This is a genomic window from Nocardiopsis sp. NPDC055551, from assembly GCF_053619415.1.
This window is the reverse complement of record NZ_JBSHJJ010000001.1, coordinates 469036-485414: the sequence shown is the minus strand read 5'-3', so window position 1 is coordinate 485414 and position 16379 is coordinate 469036. Positions and strand designations below refer to the sequence as shown.

The window sequence follows — 16379 nt, the reverse complement described above, 5'->3', positions numbered from 1 at the left end:
TTTTTCCTTGGGGCGGAGTCCGGCCGCGCGGGACGCGGCCGGACTGAAGGGGGTCGACGCCGCGGGGGGTGTCAGACTCCCAGGAGGGGGATGTCGTTCTTGCCGAGGTGGTAGTCGCGGACCGCGGCGACCAGCTCGGTGACCGTGAGGGTTCCGTCACCGTCGGTGTCGATCTCGCGGAAGGCCTCGTCGGACTGCTCCGGGGTCAGGCCGATGGCGGAGAACCACCGCTGCATCTCCACCGGGCTGATCTCGCCGTCACCGTCGGTGTCGATGATGGTCGTGATCGCCTGGATGGTCGGCTGCAGGACCTCGGAGAAGCCGGCGTCGCCCCTGCTGACGATCTCGCTCTCGGCGGCCCGGATGAAGTCCTCCTTGGACATCTCCTCGGTACCCGCGGCCTGCGCGAGACGGTCGAACAGGCCCTGGTAGGCGGCCCGGAGGGCGGCGGCACCGGGCGCGGAGGCGTCGACGCCGAAGCGCTCGATGATGCCCTCGAACTCCTGCTCGAAGTCCGAGCGCTCGATCACGCCGTTGCTGTTGTGGTCCCAGAGACGGAAGCGCTCTTCGAGACGGTCGTTGGCCTTGACGGCAGTCGTCATCTGTTCTCCTTCAATAATGAATGCGAGAAAACAAGGAGCTCCCCGGGCGGGGAATATAAAGGCGATTCTTGAATCGCCCCCTCGACTCGAAGCCTACCAATATCGAGCGCCCGACAATGACCTCACAGGGAAAATCACCGAGACTACTCTAGTTTTATATCGGACATTCTCCGACATTGTTTATGTATGGTGTGGAGAAAAGTTCGGCGACGATGTCCGCGCTCCCCTGCCGGAACACCACGGGCTCGTTCGGGCACAACCCCAGGTCGCCTCCGGTGGGCATCGGGGCGGCGTGGATCAGCACGTTGTAGTGGTTGGGCGTGTGGCAGGCGTCGAACCCCAGCACCACCCCCACCCGGCGCGGACCGATCCATACCTGGTCCCCTCGATCCACGACCCCGGCTGCGGTGATCTCGGCGAACCCCAGGAAACCGACCCGGTCGATCCGGGTCCCCTCGGCGGTCTCGGTGTGCTCGGTGGCGACCAGTTCGTGGACCTCGCCCGCGCGCAGGCACCGGCTCGCGAACGGCTCCAACCGCATCCCCCGTTCTGTCCTACGATGCCTCAGCACCTTGACCAGGGTCGCGGTCACCTCCCGTTTGGCCCCGTCCTCGTGCGGATTCACCGTCCCACCCGCTCTCCGTCGGCCGCCGCGAGGTAGGCCTGGCCCACCAACCGCAACGCGGACGTCCCGCCCCCGTCCTCGACCCGGCCCTGACGGACCCGCCGGGCGAAGTCGGCGGCCACGCCCTCGTACTCGTGCCACAGCGACTCCTTGAAGGCCGGTCGGTCGGCCAGCATGTCCGCCGTCAGCTCACGACCGTCGGCCGTGCGCACCCGAACGTCCTTGCGTTCCCCCGGGTGGGACCAGTCCAGGACCACCCGGGCCCGGCCCGTGCCACCGGTCAACGCGATCTCCGCCCACCGGTCCACACCCGCCTCGTCGCACACCACCCGCGCCCCGGACACCTCGGTCCGACCCAGCAGCGTTTCCACCAGGTCGAAGGCGTTGGGGCCGTTGTCGGCCACGCATCCGCCCCCGCACCGTGCCGGGTCCAGGTACCAGGTGTCCCGTCCCGCGTGTTCCTCGATCCGTTCCAGGTAGCGCACGGTCACCTCCGTCACCGTGCTGTCCGCGACCTGTTCCCGCAACGCCTCGAACTCGGAGTTGTACCGGCGGTGGAAGGCCGTGAACAGGGGCACCCCCCGGTCCCGGGCCAGGGCGCTCAACGCCTCCCCCTCCGCCAGGTCCAGGGCCAGCGGTTTCTCCACGCACACCGCGGTCCCGGCCGTGATGGCATCCGCGCAGATCCGGACGTGCGCGTCGTTGGGGGCGGTGACCACGACCGCGTCCAGGTCCGCCTCCGCCAGCATCCGGGCGTGGTCGGTGTAGCCGGTCGCGCCGGGTGGGGGCGCGGCGACCTCGTTCGGGTCCAGGTCGCACACCGCCACCAGGTCCCAGTCCGGGGAGGCGGCCAGCGCCCTCAGGTGGAAGCGGGAGATGACCCCCAGGCCGACCACTCCCACGCGCAACGTCCTCATCGCTCCTCCTCCAGGGTCGCGGGGGCTCGGATCTTGGCCCGGCGGGCCGTCTCCACCAGTTCCTCGTACAGGTCGACGTGCAGTGGCACACCCCGTACACGGCGCTCGGCCGCCAGGTGGTACTCGTGCCAGCCGGGGTAGCGCACGGGGTGGTCGGGGTCGACGGGCTCGCAGTCCGTCAGGACCCCGAACAGTTCCTCGGCGTCGGTGCGGGCGCCCTCCCGCAAGGCGTCGGGGGCGATGGCCAACATCAGGAAGCCGATGTCGTCATCTCGCCCGTGGGGCCCGCCATCCCCCGTCAGGGCGTCCGGGTGGGGTCCCCGGCCGGATCCGGAGACCACGGCGGAGAGCACCTCCACCAGCACACCGAGCCCGAACCCCTTGAACCGACCCACCTCGCCACCGAGCCACATCAGGTGCGCCAGGCCGGCGTCGAAGGCGGCCGGATCGGTGACCGGTGCGCCCCGGTCGTCGCGCAACAACCCCTCCGGAATCGACCGCCCCTCCCGGGCCGCCTGCCGGATCCGCCCGGTGGGCGCGGCCGTGGTGCTCATGTCCAGCAGGAACGGGGGAAGCGAACCGGCCGGCGCCGCCGCGCTGAGCGGGTTGGTGCCCAGGACCGCCACGGTGCCACCGGGTGGTCGGGCGATGCGCTGACCACCGCAGTTACTCGTCACCACGCCGACCATGCCGCGTTCGACCGCGCGCAGCGCGTGGTGTCCGGCGCAGCCCAGGTGGGTGGCGTCGCGCACCGCCACCAGCCCGACCCCGTGGCGTTCGGCCCGCTCCGCGGCCAGGTCCATCGCCTCCGAGGCCGCCCACAGCCCGAGGGCGCGGCGGGCGTCGATCAGCACGGCCGCGCCCAGGTCGGTGATGACCCGGGGCTCGGCGTCGGGGTCGGCCCGCCCCTCGTCGAGCAGGGGCAGGTAGAGACGGGCCAGGTTGGCCACGCCGTGGGAGTCCATCCCGGTCAGGTCACCGTGGCACAGGGCGCGGGCCGCCTCGCGCGCACGGGCTCGGGGTAGGCCCCGGCCCACGAGGATCTCCGTGAGGAAGTCCAGCAGGGCGTCGTGGTCGACCAGGACCCTCTCTCGTGTCGGGGAGGGTTCCGGTGGTGCGGGCAGTGTGGTCACGGTCCTCCGTAGGTCTCGTCCGGCTCGCCGGCCTCGTCGGTGAAGGCGGCGAGGATGCGGGCCACCGTGTCGGCGAACCCGTCGAGGTCGCTCAGGTGGGCGCGCTCGTCGTCCCCGTGGGCCCCGTCCGCGGCCAGGTCTCCCGGTCCCAGCACGACCGTGCAGGTGCCGGCGATCCCCGCCATCCAGATGGCGTCACAGGTGAAGGCGGCCTCGTCGGCGGGCCAGGTGGGCACGCCGATCCCCCGCAACAGGTCGTGGCCCCATCGATCGTGGTCGTCCAGGACCGGCAGGCCCCGCTTGGGCCAGGTCAGTCGGGTGATGTGCGGGGCGTCCGCCGCGGTGCGGGCGAACAGGGTTCCGTCGCCGAAAAGGTCGGTGAACTCCTTCAGGGCCATCTCGAACGCGTCGGTGACCGCCGCCTCCAGGGCTCGACCGGCCTCGGGTTCGGCGTAGGACAGGTTGAGCAGCAGGTCACCCGTGCCGTAGACACGGTTGTGCAGGTCCCCGGTGTGCAGGCCCGCCACGCACACCGCCCCGTCGTGGGCGCGCCCGTCCAGGGATCGGCCCATGCTCTGGGCGATGAAGCCCAACAGGACCGAGGCGTTGTGCCCGGTGTGGGGGCGATCGTCGATGGCGTCGTCGCCGCGTACGGACACCCGTGCGGTCATCGACGCCGTCGAGCGGGTGAGGAAGCGCCCGGACGTGGGTTCGCAGAACACGTTGAGGCGGCCCACGTGTCCGCGTTCCACCAGCGGTCGGGTGCCCAGCACACCCATGGCACCGCCCTCCTCGCCCGCGACCGCCTGGATGATCACCGCGCTGTCCCGCCCCAGGGCGGCCGAACGTTCCCGGGCCGCGCGCACCCCGGCCAGCAGCGCCACGGCGGGGCCCTTGGCGTCGATGGCGCCCCGGCCGTGGAAGACCTCGCCGTCGAAGTGGACCGGGGGCCCGCCCGCGACGGTGTCCAGGTGCACGTTGAACATCACGGTGCGCTCGGGTGGCACGGTGTCGGGACCCAACCGCAGGACCAGGCTGGGCTGGCAGGTCAGGAAGTCGGGGTCCGCCGCGGCCTCGCGTACCGTTTCGGGCACACCGGGGACGCTCAGGTCGGTGTGGTCGGCGGGGGCGTGACGCACCACGCGGAAACCGATCCGCGCCGCGGCCTCGGCGTAGTCGTGCTGGGCCCGCCACAGCCGGGGAGGCGGGCCGGTGGCGCCGACCTCCAGTGGGCCCGCGGTGGGGGTGGTCAACAAGCGCAGCAGGAGGGAGTGGTCCCGGTCGGTCAGCGTCATCGGATCACCTCCCCGCGCCAGACCCGGTCCACCAACTTCTCCAGGGTCCGTCCGTACTCGACGAACGCGGCCTCCTCCCCGCGACCGGGGTCGATGCCCTGGGCTCCCAGGTGGGGGCGCAGACGCAGGTGGGGTTCGATGGAAAGGGCGCCCCGGTAGCCGTGGCCGGCCAGGATCGCCAGGCATTCCTCCACCCCGGCCTCGCCCTCCCCGGGCGCCACGTAGGCGGTTTCGCCGTCGGGAGCGGCGATGGCGTCCTTGACGTGGACGTGGGTCACGTACTCCACGAGCGGGCGCAGCATCGCGGCCGCGTCGTAGCCGTGGGCGACCCCGTTACCGGTGTCGAACAGGATCCGTAGCGCCGGGCTGTCGACGTGGGAGATCAGGTCCAGGGCACGGTCGGCGTCCTCTCCGGCCCAACCGGCGCAGTTCTCGTGTGCCAGGACCAGTCCCGCGTCCTCGGCGCGGCGGACCAGTTCACGTACCCGGGTACGCACCTCGCGGCGCCACTCGGGTTCGTTCGACCCGCCGGAGGGATAGGACATGATCCGCACCGTGCGCGTCCCCAGGACCGCGCAGCGTCGGGCCAGTACGTCGAGTTCGGCCACGTCCAGCGCGAAGTCACCGGTGATGGGACGCGACCAGTCACCGATCTTGGCGGCGACGGCGACGACCTCCACACCGGCCGCCCGGATGCGTTCGGCCGCCGACGCGAAGTCGGCCTCGGACAACGCGGCGAGGGGGACGCGGTCCAGGGTGCGCAGCTCCAACAGGTCCCATTCGAGCTCGCGCACGGCGGTGAGCTGACTCGATAGTCCGGGGGCGGCCTCGTCACCGATTCCGGCCAGGCGAGGTCGTTCAGGCGCCGACGACATCGGCCACCTCCCATCGTGTGGTGTGCGGGGAGTACGGCTGGAGGGAACAGCGGTTCTTGGCCTCGGAGAGCAGTCGGACCGCCTCCACGTGGACGGGTAGTTCGCCCGGTTCCCGTCGATGCCGGGAGTAGCGGGCGTAACAGGAGTGCAGGAGTTCGGGCAGGGCGTCGTCGACGAAGATCGAACGGACCGGTTCCCGGCCGGGCACCGCCACCATCAGTTGCGCGGTGTGGTCGGCCTCGCTGCACGGGTAGTGGCCGGTCAGGACGGCTTCGTCGAACTCCAGCACGATGCGCCGCTCGCGCAGGGGCGCGGTCAGGTCGGATTCGATGCGGGTGCGCACACCCGTGTGGTGCAGCAGATCCAGCCGCGCCCCGCCCAGGCCGGGCAGCCGGGTGCGGCCCAGGACCATGTCGTCCAGTTCGGCGGCGACCACGTCCGCCCCGCCCGCCAGGGTGACGGCCATGGCCAGGGCGTGGGGCACCTCGATGTCGAAGGCGGTGGGGTGTGCGGGGGATTCCAGGGTCCGGCTGAACCGGGGTTTGTGCTGGAACACCGTGATGGCGCGCAGGGCTCCGAAGTCGTGGGAGCGGCGGACCGCCATGAGACGGGCGCTCAGGGTACTGGCCGACCAAGGGGTGGTGACGGTCAGGTCCAGGTCCCAACGGCGGCGCAGCCGGGCGATCGCGGCCAATTCCACCAGGTCCGGGGCCAGGGGTTTCTCCACGATGATCCGGCGGTAGCCGAGTCGGGCCAGTCGCTCCAGTGTCCGGGCCCGCAGCCGGGGCGGGGTGCACAGGTGGACCACGGTGTCCCGTGGTGGTCGATGACGGGCCGCGTCGTCCAGACGGGAGAACGGGAGGATGCCGTCGACCTCGGCGGCGTGCGGGTCGTGACCCATGACCGGCCCGGGTGCGAACAGGGCGGGGGCCGCCGCCCGCACCTTGGCGAGCGACGGCGCGTGCAGTCCTCGTCCCGCTCTCCCCAGACCCACGATGAGGGTGTGCAGCATGAAGGGAGGGCACCTTTCCGTTCTTCGCTCCCCTGGTCCGTGTCCTTTCCGGACGAACGGAACCATCGAACGAGGAGCCAGTTTGGTGCACTGCGGGAAAGGGCGTCAATTCCGAGAACGGACCCTCATGTCCCGAACTCGGAGGAGCGCATACCCAATCGGCCGAGAACAAAGGGACAAAAGACGCTATGGACCCATAGTGCGTTCCGTCCCTTTTCTTCGGTTGCGAAGGTCACGCCACCGAGAAGCTGAACAGTCCGCTGGGCGGCGCGTGCCATCCACGGTCCGGCTCCACGGTCACCCCGGGCCCGCCGCACCGGGGTCCGGCGTGCAGGCTCACGTCCGTGTCGGTCAGGTTGACCAGGACGTGCGCGGTGGCGGGGAGGCGCACGCAGTCACCCGACGCGGGTTCGGCGTAGCGCACCAGGTCCTCGAACTCGGTGGTGAAGACCACGACCTCACCGGTGGCGGCGTGAGCCGGCGCCGCGCCCAGAAGGAGACTCCCCAGAACCAGCGCGGCCATGGCGGAAGGAATCCTCATTCCACCTTCCTTTCGCATTTCGTGCACGTTTCACGGAAACGATCCCCTCCCTCACGCGCGACACGGAGGATGATCAGGAAGATCTTCTCCGAAGCAGGGGTCCCGCGCAAGACCGATACTCGAACGGACGGTTTCGGTCCACCGATCAGCGACGAATAAAACCACAATGGCACGAACACGGGAATTCACATTCCCCTTTTTTCCACCGAAAAGGACAACGGGCGTCGCCTCCCATGATCGGAGACGACGCCCGTGCGTGGATCAGCCCTTGAGCGCCCCGGCCATCAGACCGCGCATGAAGTAGCGGCCTAGGACCAGGTAGACGATCAACGTCGGCAGCGACGCCAGGACCGCCGCCGCCATCTGTTGGTTGTAGGGCACCACCATCGACCCGGCCACGTTGTTCAGCTGCACCGTCACCGGCCAGCTGTTGGGACCGGTGAGGAAGACCGCGAACAGGAAGTCGTTCCAGGCGGAGGTGAACTGCCAGATCAACGTGACCGCGAAGGCCGGCGCCGACACCGGCAGCACCACCGACGCGTAGGTGCGCAACATGCCCGCGCCGTCCACCCTGGCCGCCTCGATGAGCGTCTGGGGGATGCTCGCGTAGTAGTTGCGGAAGATGAGCGTGCAGATCGGGATGCCGTAGACGGTGTGCGCCAGGATCAGCGGTAGCACCCCGCCCATGAGGTTCGCGCTCACCAACATCTGTTGGAGCGGGATCATCACCGCCTGGTAGGGGATGAACATCCCGAACAGGAACAGCGTGAACACCGTGTCCGCGCCGGGGAACCGCCAGCGCGCCATGACGAACCCGTTCATGGAGCCCAACACCGCCGAGATGGCGGCGCTGGGCACCGCCACCAGGACGCTGTTGTACATCCCCGGGGCCAGGGCCTCCCAGGCCGTGGCCCATCCCTCGACGCTCCAGACCTGCGGCAGCGACCAGGCCCGGGCCGCGGTGGCCTCCTCGAAGGGTTTGAACCCGGTCACCAGCAGTACGTACATCGGCAGCAGGAACAGCACCGCCAGGGCGAACAGGACGGTGAACTTGACCGCCTGTCCGCGCCGCGTGGTGCCGGCGACCCCGCCTCCGGGCGCGATCACCCGTTCGGGTGCGCTCTGGGTCATCGGCCCTCGCTCCGTTCCTTGCGCACGGTCCACACCAGGTAGGGGATGACGAACACCGCCACCGCGAACAACAGGTAGGAGGCGATGGTGGCTCCCTTGGCCGGGTCACGGACCTCGAAGACCATCGCCCACATGTACACGGCCGGGACGTCGGCGATGATCTGTTGCCCGGCGATCGCGATGATCAGGTCGAACACCTTCAACGACATGTGGCCCAGGATGATGATCGCGCTGAGCAGGACCGGCCGCAGTTGGGGCATGACCACGTGCCGGTACACGCCCCATTCGGAACATCCGTCGACGCGGGCCGCCTCGCGCAGGTCCTCGGGAACACCGCGGAAGCCGGCCAGGAACAACGCCATGATGTACCCGGCCAACTGCCAGATCGCGGGCAGCGCCATGGCCGCCATGCCCAGGTCCGGCGCGGTCCACCAGTCGTTGACCAGGAAGTCCAGGTTGAAGTGGACGAACAGCGCGTTGAGCCCGGTGGCGCGTTCGGCGGGCGCGGGGTTCATCAGCCAGCGCCACACCACACCGGTGGCGATGAAGGAAACCGCCATCGGTGCCAGGAACAGGGTGCGAAAGACCGCCTCGCCGCGGATGCCCTTGTCCAGGAGCAGCCCCAGGAGCCAGCCCATGAACAGCGCGCCGCCGACGAAGACCACGGTGAAGACGATCGCGTTGCCCACGGCCGCTGGCCAACGGGCCTCCTGCCACAGGGCCACGAAGTTGACGAGACCGACGAACTCCCCGTCCTGGATCGGCGCGTGCTTGTCGCTGAGCGCCAACCGGGTGTTCCACCCGATCATGCCGTAGACGAACACCCCGATGAGCAGGATCGACGGGGAGACCAGCAGGAGTCCGGGCAGCCAGGTGCGGGCACGGGTCAACGCCCGACGGACCCTGCTCGGGCGCGCGGGCGCGGTGGTGCGCCCGGGGTCGCGCGGTGCGACCCCGGGCGGGTTGTTCGAGTTGCTCATTCGGACTGCGCGGCCTCGTTCAGTGCGGCGTTGAACGCCTCGGTGTCACCGTCGCCGAGGTACAGGCCGACGGCGGTGTCGATGTCGTTCTTCCAGCGATTGCCGACGGTCACGCCGTGCCAGAAGGAGCCCGCGAGTTCGGGGCCGGACTGCCATTCCTCCAGCGCCGACTCCAGGTAGGGGCTGTCGGCGTAGCGGGCCGGGTCGGCGTCCTCGCGTGCGGGGATCGAACCCTTGAGCGGGTTGAAGGTGTCCTGGCCCTCCTGGCTCGCGACCAGTTCCAGCCAGGTCATCGCCGCTTCCTCGTTGGGCGCCCCCACCGGCAGGGTGAAGCTGTCGGAGAGCCACATGTAGGTGCCGTCGGTGCCCGGGGACGCGGCCCAGTCGTAGTCCTCGCCGGGGAGCGCTCCCAATTCGTCGAAGTAACCGGCGGCCCAGTCCCCCATGATGTTGAAGGCGGCCTCGCCGTCGGAGACGCGACGCGCCGCCTCCTGCCAGTCCTCGGCCGCCGACTCCTCCTGGGTGTACTCCATGATCTCCTCGAAGGTGCCCAGGGCGTCGGCGACCTCGGGGGTGTCCCAGGAGGCGCCGGGTTCCCACAGCGCGTTGTAGCCCTCGGGGCCCAGCGAGGCCAGCAGCACCGACTCCAGCAGATGGGAGACGGTCCACTGCGCGCCCACCGCCATGGGGATGACGTCGGTCTCCTCCGAGACCGCCTCCAGCGCTTCGAGGAGTTCGTCCAGGGTCTCGGGCGGGGCGTCCACCCCGGCCTCCTCCAGCACCCCGGGGTTGAACCACATGACGTTGGAGCGATGGATGTTCACCGGCACCGAGTAGACGGACCCGTCGTAGGTGATCTGTTCGACGAGCTGGTCTGGAAGCGCGTCGTGCAGCCCCTGTTCGTCGAAGAAGTCGTCCATCGGGGCCAGGTATCCGGCCTCGATGTAGTCCTGGAGTTCGGCTCCGGCGTGTCCTTGGAAGGAGTCCGGCGGGTCCTGGCTCTGCAGGCGCCCCTCCAGGACCGCCTGGGCGTTGGTGCCCGAACCACCGGCCACCGCCGCGTTGACGAACTCGACGTCGGGGTTGTCCTCCTCGAACTGCTCGATGAGGGCGTTCAGGCCCGCCTCTTCGCCGCCGCCGGTCCACCAGGAGAACACTTCGACCTGGGCACCGCCGCCATCACCGCCGTCGCCACACGCCGAAGCCATGAGCACCAGACCCAGTGCCCCCGCCGCGACCGACCACCCTCGTGCACGCATGAGTTGTCCTCTCGTAGAGGCGGGCCGTCCCACGACCGCTTCCCGCCCCTCGTGTCCCACATCACAGAAGTTGACTGCGGTGCCATCTTTCGCATCCAGGTCGATCAGGGTCAAGAGGCGGACGAATCCGAATCCGAGGCGTGACCTGACAGGAGACTCGATCACCGAGACAAAACTTCACGCGACCTTTCGATAACGCTCCGATCGACCGGATCAGAACATCGGACCACTCAGTCCGAATTATTGGACATTCGACCCACAAAATACCGAATATCCTTTTCTCGTTCACGTCTTCCCCGGGCACACGGAAGGGCATGGCCGGGAAGGTCTCCGGAAGACACGCCGAAGCCGACCCCACATCACGAACGGCACCCAGGCCCACCCTGACCTGTGCTCTCCCTCGCGAGGGCGGCACCGCGCGCCGGAACCGGCCCACCTCGGGGGCACGAACCTTGGCACAATCGCGGCATGTCCGCCATCGACAGAGCCACCACACCACGACTGGCCGCCCTGCCGCTGACCGCCCTGCTGCTGACCTCGTGCGGCGCCGACGGCGGTGCCGTGGGGGCCGTGGCCACCGGCCACTTCTCCGCCCGCCACCACTTCCCCGTCATCCTGATCGATTGGTGCGGGGAGAGCCCTCCCGCGCGCATCGACCTGTCCTCGGAGGATCACCGGTGGCGGCTGACCGCCAACGAGGAGTTCTCGGAGAGCCCGGTGGAGGTGGACCTGTCCGCCCCCGGCGAGGCCTGGGACATCACCGACGAATCAGGGGCTCCCGCCTACCGGGTCGTCCCCGAGGGCGCGGACACCGAGTACACCTTGGGCGTGACCTCGGCGAAGGGGGCGGAGGACGACCGGGAGAACGACATCGCGTCCCTGCGCTTCGACACCGACACCCTGGCCGCCGAGGACGGGGTGCTCCTGGGCACCCACGAAAGCGACGAGGGAACCGTCATCAGCCCCGACGACTTTCCACCGGAGTGCTGAGTCCGAAACGTCCTCGGACGAAGCATCGTCCACCGCCGAAAAGGGAACTCGCGCCCCAGAAGTCCCACCCATGACCTCCGCACCACGCTAGGTCGCGATTGTGCGACCAATAATCGGAACCACCCCGATAGGGTCGCCTCGATCGGTACATAATGTGCCCCATGCGCGAAGCGGGGAAGAAGACCCGGATCGCCTTCGGCGCGATCCTCGCGGGTGTCCTCACGGCCGGCCCCTTCCTCTTGGAGGGGGAGGCCATCACACCCGGTGGCGAACCCGCCGTGTGGGTCGCCGCGGCCGCGGTGGCGGCCTACACGGCCTGGGCCGTCGTGGGCCCGCGCCGGTCGCCGCGGGCCGGTGCCGATACCGACGACCGCCCACGAGAGCCGGAAGGCCTCGGGCCGCACCATCCCGGGCCCGCACCGGCCCACCCGCTCCGTTCCGTCTTCACCTCTCCGGACGAATCCGCCCGCGAGGGTTCCCTCCACGACATCGACGCCGTGTTCGAGGACCTCGATCGTCCCCACCTGCTCGTGCTGGGCGAACCCGCCTCCGGCAAGTCCTACCTGGCCACCACCCTGGCCCGACGGCTCGCCCGACGCGACCCCGAACGGCACGCGCTCGTCCTGGACCTGGGTGTCTGGAACCCCGAGGCAAACGAGGACGTGGCCCTGCACGCCGCCCGGACCACCCGTCGCGGGCTCCATCCCGGCACCGATCCGCCCTCGGAGCGGGAACTCCACACGCTCATCCACCAAGGGCGCGTCCTCGTGGTTCTGGACGGACTGGACCGGGTCCGACCGGCCTGGCGTCCCACCGCCCTGGCCGCGATCGAGGATTTCGGCGCCCTCGGCGCCCCTGTGGTCCTCACCTGTCGTACACGGGAGTTCGCGGCCCTCGAACGGCTCTCGCCCCACGCGTTGCCCGGCTTCGCCCGGATCACGCTCGCCCCGGTCGAGCCCTCCGAAGCGCTCGACCTCCTCATCGACACCGAACCCGCCCCGGGCATCGCCGTCGACGAGCCCCGGTGGGCACCGGTCGTGGAGCGGCTCGAACACCACCGCCGCGGCCCCCTCGCCCACGCGTTGCGCTCGCCCCTGGCCCTGGACCTGGCCCGCGTCGTCCATCGCTCACCGGGCACCGAACCGGCCGAACTGGCGGAGGTCGCCGAACGCTCCTCCCCGCTGCGCCACCTGGTCCACGAACGCCTCCGACAGGCCTTCGATGACGACGACATCGACCCGGGGCGCGCCCGCGGGTGGGCGGCGCACCTGGCCTACCACCTGTACTTCACCGGGCGGCAGCGCTTCCACTGGTGGCGCATGCACGTCGGGCTGGTGCCCCGGTGGTTCACCCACGCCCTGCTGCCCGCCCTGACGGCGGTGACCATCGCCGCGCTCGCCGCCCCGGTCCTGGGCACGGGCGCCGTCGGCGCCTCCCCCGAGTCTCCGCTCGCGCTGGCCGCGCTCCTCGTTCTCAGTGCCCTTGGCGTGTTCTCCCCGTTGTGGCGCAACACCGACCTGTGCACCGAGGGGCATCCGAAGGACAACACCCGGGGGATGGAGTGGGATCGCCCCGCGCACGCGCTCTCGGCCCTGACGTACGGAACCCTCGTCGGCGTCGCGGTGGTCGGCGGGACGATGGGGCCGCTGCTGGGTGCCCTGTTCGGTGTCGTGCTCGGGTTCGTCCAGGGCCTGCTGAACCGGCCCCGCAACGGTCCTCCGATCGACGTCGGTCCCGGCGACGCGCCGGCCGCCGCCCTGCGGCTCGGTCTCGGGTTCGGTCTGTTCGGCGGGGTGTGCTTCGCGGTCGCCGCCTGGGCCGTCCCGAGCGTGGCCGGTCCCCTGTCGGTCGCCTGTTCGGCGTTCCTGGTGTGCGCGCTCACCTGTGCCCACCCGTTCGGGCTGTGGCCCTGGTTCCGCTTCCGGGTGAGCCACCTGCTCCTGGCCGCGAGGGGACGGCTGCCCCGACGGCTGGACCTCTTCGTCGACCGACTGCGCGACGCCGGCCTGGTGCGCGGACACGGGTCGACCTGGTGGTTCCATCACCCCCTGGTTCGCGACCACCTCGCCGACGACGTCGAGATCGCCCGGCTCACCTCCCAGGTCCAGAGCCTGTACGGGGCGGCGGGGCAGGGCGGCGACCCCCAGGGGCGGCGCCTGGACGAGAGCGTGGAGCTGCACAACCTCGTCGAGTTGTACGCCGAACGCGGTGACGTGGACGCGCTGCATCGGCTGGTCACCGAACGGGAGAGCTCCACCGCCGAGGTCAGGTTGGCCGACGTGCTCACCGAAGGCGGCGACCACGAACGGCTGTGCGAACTGGCGCGCGGCGGCAGTCGCCCGGCACGCATTCGGTGGGCCGACGACCTCGTCGAACGTGGCGAACTCGACCAGGTGCGCCTGCTGGCGGCCACCGGCGACCACACCGTCACCGAACGGCTGGCCGACGCCCTGTCCGCCTGTGGCGCCACCGGGGAACTGGCCACCATGGCCGACCGCGGCGGGTGGGAGGACCCGGCCGCCCAGGTCGCGCGGCTGCCGACCCTGCACCATGTGCCGGACGGAGCCCTGTGGACCGCCGCGCACGCGCTGGAGCGGTTGGGAACCTCGGCCCTGGCCGACGCGCCCCGCTGGCACGCCGCGCACAACCTGGCGGCGCTGCTGGCCGAGCGCGGCGACCTGGAGGGGCTGGCCGTACGTGCGGCCGAGGGCGACTGGTGGAGTTCGGAACGGTTGGCGTCCTCGCTCGCCAAGGAGGGGAACCTGTCGGCGTTAACCGCCCGTGCGGAGCGGGGTGACTGGTGGTCGGCCCAGCGTCTGGCCCCGGCGCTCATCGCCCGCGGGGACCTGGCCGGCGCCGCCCGGGTCCTGGAGTCCTACCAGGTCAGGGAGCACTGTTGGGCGTTCCTGGGCCAGGCCGACCTGTACGCCCGCGCGGGCGACACCGAGAAGGCCGTCCAGGTTTTGGAGGAGATCAAGGACCGGCACCGCGAACAGGTCGGCACGCACCTGTGGAGCATCGACGCCAAGATCATCGATCTGCACCTGGGCGATGGCAGGCCGGAGGCGGCCTTACCGGAGCTGCGTCGTCAGGCCGACCGTGGGCGCGAGTGGGCCGGGCGCCGGCTCGCCGTGGTCCTGTGCGACCTGGGCCGGTGGCAGGAGTTGGAGCGGCGCGCCAAGCAGGGTGACGCGGGCGCGGCGTTGACCCTGGCCGACGCCCAGACGGCCGATGGGCACCCCGATCGCGCGCTGCGCACCCTCGAACTGGGCTTCGATCACCGTGCCGAGGAGATCGGCGCCGCGCTGGCCGACGCCTACGCGCGCCTGGGGCGGGTGCACCGGTTGCGACGCCTGGCCCGCGATGACGCCAGGGCCCGACGACGTCTGGCCCGCCACCTGGCCGAGTCGGGACGGGTGGAGGAGGCCATCGACCTGCTGCGGGGACGGGGGCGCCCGGGGGTCGAGCGCGACGCCGACACCACCCGGCTCCTGTTGGAACTCCACCGCTCCCGCACCGAGGTCCCCTCCCCCGCCTGACCGGGGCCGCTCCGGAAGGACGTCGTTCCTGGGCGGCCCCGGTCAGGCCGACGTGGATCAGGCGCCGGCGCGCAGGGTGTCCACGATCGGGGTGGTGGGCCGGCCGATCAGCTTGGACAGATGGCCCGGCTCGCCGTACAGCTCACCCTCCCGGGCGGAGGTGTCCAGGCCGACGACGAACTCCGCCGTGGCCTCGTCCAGGCCCGCTCCGGTGAGCACCTTGCGGTGTTGCTCCTCGTTCAGGTCGTTGTAGGCGACCTCACGACCCAGGACCTCCCCGATGGCCGCCGCCAGGTCGGTGTAGGTCCAGGCCTGGTCACCGGCCAGCTCGTATACGGCGCCGGCGTGCGCGGCGGGGTCGAGCAGGACCACGGCGGCGGCCTCGGCGTAATCCGCCCGCGAGGCACTGGACAGGAGTCCCTCACCCGCGCTGCCGACCACGGCACCGTGCTCGCGCGCCTGCTCCAACTGATTGACGTAGACCTCGCTGTAGAAGCCGTTGCGGAGCAGCGTGTGGGGCAGACCGGACTCGGCGAGGATCTGCTCGGTCGCCTTGTGTTCGGGGGCCAGGGACAGTGCGCTCCGGTCGGCCCGAAGGACGCTGGTGTAGGCGATGTGGCCCACAGCGGCCTCCTTGGCGGCCTCGATGGCGTTGCGATGCTGGCGGGCGCGCTCGCCGACCTCGCTGCCGGAGACCAGTAGGAGGGTGTCGGCCCCGGCGAAGGCGGCGCGCAGGGAGGCGGGGTCCTCGAAGTCGGCGCGCGCGGTGGCGACACCGAGCTCGGCCAGGTCGGCCAGCTTGGTGGTGTCACGGCCGGTCGCGGTGATCTCACCCGCGGGCAGGCCGCGCTCCAGGAGGGATTCGACGACGAGGCGGCCCAGGTGGCCGGTGGCACCGGTGACGACGACGGACATGCTGTTCCTCTGTTCTGTGACGGTTGGGGACGGTGTGTCCTGTCGATCGACAACGGCACCGGCCGACACCACATTCCTTGGGTGGGGTACGCACCTTTTGGTAAGTTGTGATCATGAGTCGAACGGAAACCGAAGAAGAGGCCGTGGGCCGGCGCGCGCTTCCCCTGATCGGGGGCCCCATCCTGAGCAGCGACTGCCCCTCCCGCGCCCTGATCCGCGACGTCACCGGCAAGTGGGGGCTGCTGGTCCTGGTCGCCCTGTCCGAGGGGCCGCGCCGGTGGAGCGAACTGCGCCACGGCATCGCCGTCATCAGCGAGAAGATGCTCGCCCAGACGCTGCGCACCCTGGAGGCGGACGGCCTGGTCCATCGTGACTCGCGCCCGGTGGTCCCGCCCTACGTGGAGTACGGACTGACCGCCCCCGGCGAAGAGGTGACCGCGTTGCTCATCCCCCTCCTGGAATGGGCGGGCGAGTACTCCGAGCAGCGGGAGGAGTGAACAACGGCTTACACATGAGCCCCCTGACTCACAAGAGATTTTTCGGACCACTCCTTCCGTTACGGACC

Annotated in this window: 15 protein-coding genes; 3 read left to right on the top strand and 12 right to left on the bottom strand. The window is 70.4% G+C overall.

Annotated features, from left to right (window positions below; all coding sequences use genetic code 11):
• Nucleotides 1–71: 71 nt before the first annotated feature.
• The 11 genes from ACWGSK_RS01965 to ACWGSK_RS01915 form a co-directional block, all read right to left on the bottom strand.
• A complete protein-coding gene (locus tag ACWGSK_RS01965; protein ID WP_358509655.1) occupies nucleotides 72–602 on the bottom strand; it encodes an EF-hand domain-containing protein in 531 nt (176 codons plus the stop codon).
• A 154-nt stretch (nucleotides 603–756) separates the two neighbouring features.
• Nucleotides 757–1227: a DUF6917 domain-containing protein gene (locus ACWGSK_RS01960; RefSeq protein ID WP_452454999.1), complete on the bottom strand. Its 471-nt coding sequence runs from the start codon at nucleotides 1225–1227 to the stop codon at nucleotides 757–759.
• On the bottom strand, nucleotides 1224–2144 hold the full coding sequence (locus ACWGSK_RS01955) for a Gfo/Idh/MocA family protein (RefSeq protein ID WP_452454998.1): 921 nt from the start codon (nucleotides 2142–2144) through the stop codon (nucleotides 1224–1226). Before ACWGSK_RS01955 ends, ACWGSK_RS01960 begins: the two co-directional genes overlap by 4 nt.
• Nucleotides 2141–3277: an Ldh family oxidoreductase gene (locus ACWGSK_RS01950; protein ID WP_452454997.1), complete on the bottom strand. Its 1137-nt coding sequence runs from the start codon at nucleotides 3275–3277 to the stop codon at nucleotides 2141–2143. The genes ACWGSK_RS01955 and ACWGSK_RS01950 overlap by 4 nt, the downstream gene beginning before the upstream one ends.
• On the bottom strand, nucleotides 3274–4572 hold the full coding sequence (locus ACWGSK_RS01945) for a M20/M25/M40 family metallo-hydrolase (protein WP_452454996.1): 1299 nt from the start codon (nucleotides 4570–4572) through the stop codon (nucleotides 3274–3276). Before ACWGSK_RS01945 ends, ACWGSK_RS01950 begins: the two co-directional genes overlap by 4 nt.
• A complete protein-coding gene (locus ACWGSK_RS01940; protein WP_452454995.1) occupies nucleotides 4569–5447 on the bottom strand; it encodes a sugar phosphate isomerase/epimerase family protein in 879 nt (292 codons plus the stop codon). The genes ACWGSK_RS01945 and ACWGSK_RS01940 overlap by 4 nt, the downstream gene beginning before the upstream one ends.
• Nucleotides 5431–6459, bottom strand: a complete 1029-nt coding sequence (locus tag ACWGSK_RS01935) for a Gfo/Idh/MocA family oxidoreductase (protein WP_358509637.1) — start codon at nucleotides 6457–6459, stop codon at nucleotides 5431–5433. Before ACWGSK_RS01935 ends, ACWGSK_RS01940 begins: the two co-directional genes overlap by 17 nt.
• Before the next feature lie 232 nt (nucleotides 6460–6691).
• Nucleotides 6692–7000, bottom strand: coding sequence for a hypothetical protein (locus ACWGSK_RS01930; protein WP_452454994.1), 309 nt, complete (start codon nucleotides 6998–7000; stop codon nucleotides 6692–6694).
• Between the two features lie 261 nt (nucleotides 7001–7261).
• Complete coding sequence (locus ACWGSK_RS01925) at nucleotides 7262–8131, bottom strand: carbohydrate ABC transporter permease (protein ID WP_358509631.1); 870 nt, start codon at nucleotides 8129–8131, stop codon at nucleotides 7262–7264.
• The gene (locus ACWGSK_RS01920) at nucleotides 8128–9111 is read right to left on the bottom strand and encodes a carbohydrate ABC transporter permease (RefSeq protein ID WP_358509628.1); all 984 of its coding nucleotides are present in this window, start codon (nucleotides 9109–9111) and stop codon (nucleotides 8128–8130) included. The genes ACWGSK_RS01925 and ACWGSK_RS01920 overlap by 4 nt, the downstream gene beginning before the upstream one ends.
• Nucleotides 9108–10370 (bottom strand): ABC transporter substrate-binding protein, encoded by a 1263-nt coding sequence (locus tag ACWGSK_RS01915; RefSeq protein WP_358509625.1) that lies wholly within the window; start codon nucleotides 10368–10370, stop codon nucleotides 9108–9110. Before ACWGSK_RS01915 ends, ACWGSK_RS01920 begins: the two co-directional genes overlap by 4 nt.
• Before the next feature lie 468 nt (nucleotides 10371–10838).
• On the opposite strand from ACWGSK_RS01915, the gene ACWGSK_RS01910 reads away from it, so the two are divergent.
• Both ACWGSK_RS01910 and ACWGSK_RS01905 read left to right on the top strand, forming a co-directional pair.
• On the top strand, nucleotides 10839–11360 hold the full coding sequence (locus ACWGSK_RS01910) for a hypothetical protein (protein ID WP_358509622.1): 522 nt from the start codon (nucleotides 10839–10841) through the stop codon (nucleotides 11358–11360).
• 161 nt (nucleotides 11361–11521) lie between these two features.
• Nucleotides 11522–14899, top strand: coding sequence for a hypothetical protein (locus tag ACWGSK_RS01905; protein ID WP_452454993.1), 3378 nt, complete (start codon nucleotides 11522–11524; stop codon nucleotides 14897–14899).
• Between the two features lie 57 nt (nucleotides 14900–14956).
• On the opposite strand, the gene ACWGSK_RS01900 is transcribed toward ACWGSK_RS01905, so the two are convergent.
• Complete coding sequence (locus ACWGSK_RS01900; protein ID WP_358509617.1) at nucleotides 14957–15814, bottom strand: SDR family oxidoreductase; 858 nt, start codon at nucleotides 15812–15814, stop codon at nucleotides 14957–14959.
• A gap of 113 nt (nucleotides 15815–15927) precedes the next feature.
• Between ACWGSK_RS01900 and ACWGSK_RS01895 the strand changes: the two genes are divergently transcribed.
• Complete coding sequence (locus ACWGSK_RS01895) at nucleotides 15928–16311, top strand: winged helix-turn-helix transcriptional regulator (RefSeq protein ID WP_358509614.1); 384 nt, start codon at nucleotides 15928–15930, stop codon at nucleotides 16309–16311.
• The last annotated feature ends 68 nt before the right edge of the window (nucleotides 16312–16379 follow it).

Coding starts and splice junctions, on each gene's coding strand:
- ACWGSK_RS01965 (WP_358509655.1), bottom strand. CDS start 602: ATGACGACTGCCGTCAAGGCCAACGACCGTCTCGAAGAGCGCTTCCGT.
- ACWGSK_RS01955 (WP_452454998.1), bottom strand. CDS start 2,144: ATGAGGACGTTGCGCGTGGGAGTGGTCGGCCTGGGGGTCATCTCCCGC.
- ACWGSK_RS01945 (WP_452454996.1), bottom strand. CDS start 4,572: ATGACGCTGACCGACCGGGACCACTCCCTCCTGCTGCGCTTGTTGACC.
- ACWGSK_RS01940 (WP_452454995.1), bottom strand. CDS start 5,447: ATGTCGTCGGCGCCTGAACGACCTCGCCTGGCCGGAATCGGTGACGAG.
- ACWGSK_RS01935 (WP_358509637.1), bottom strand. CDS start 6,459: ATGCTGCACACCCTCATCGTGGGTCTGGGGAGAGCGGGACGAGGACTG.
- ACWGSK_RS01930 (WP_452454994.1), bottom strand. CDS start 7,000: ATGAGGATTCCTTCCGCCATGGCCGCGCTGGTTCTGGGGAGTCTCCTT.
- ACWGSK_RS01925 (WP_358509631.1), bottom strand. CDS start 8,131: ATGACCCAGAGCGCACCCGAACGGGTGATCGCGCCCGGAGGCGGGGTC.
- ACWGSK_RS01920 (WP_358509628.1), bottom strand. CDS start 9,111: ATGAGCAACTCGAACAACCCGCCCGGGGTCGCACCGCGCGACCCCGGG.
- ACWGSK_RS01915 (WP_358509625.1), bottom strand. CDS start 10,370: ATGCGTGCACGAGGGTGGTCGGTCGCGGCGGGGGCACTGGGTCTGGTG.
- ACWGSK_RS01910 (WP_358509622.1), top strand. CDS start 10,839: ATGTCCGCCATCGACAGAGCCACCACACCACGACTGGCCGCCCTGCCG.
- ACWGSK_RS01905 (WP_452454993.1), top strand. CDS start 11,522: ATGCGCGAAGCGGGGAAGAAGACCCGGATCGCCTTCGGCGCGATCCTC.
- ACWGSK_RS01900 (WP_358509617.1), bottom strand. CDS start 15,814: ATGTCCGTCGTCGTCACCGGTGCCACCGGCCACCTGGGCCGCCTCGTC.
- ACWGSK_RS01895 (WP_358509614.1), top strand. CDS start 15,928: ATGAGTCGAACGGAAACCGAAGAAGAGGCCGTGGGCCGGCGCGCGCTT.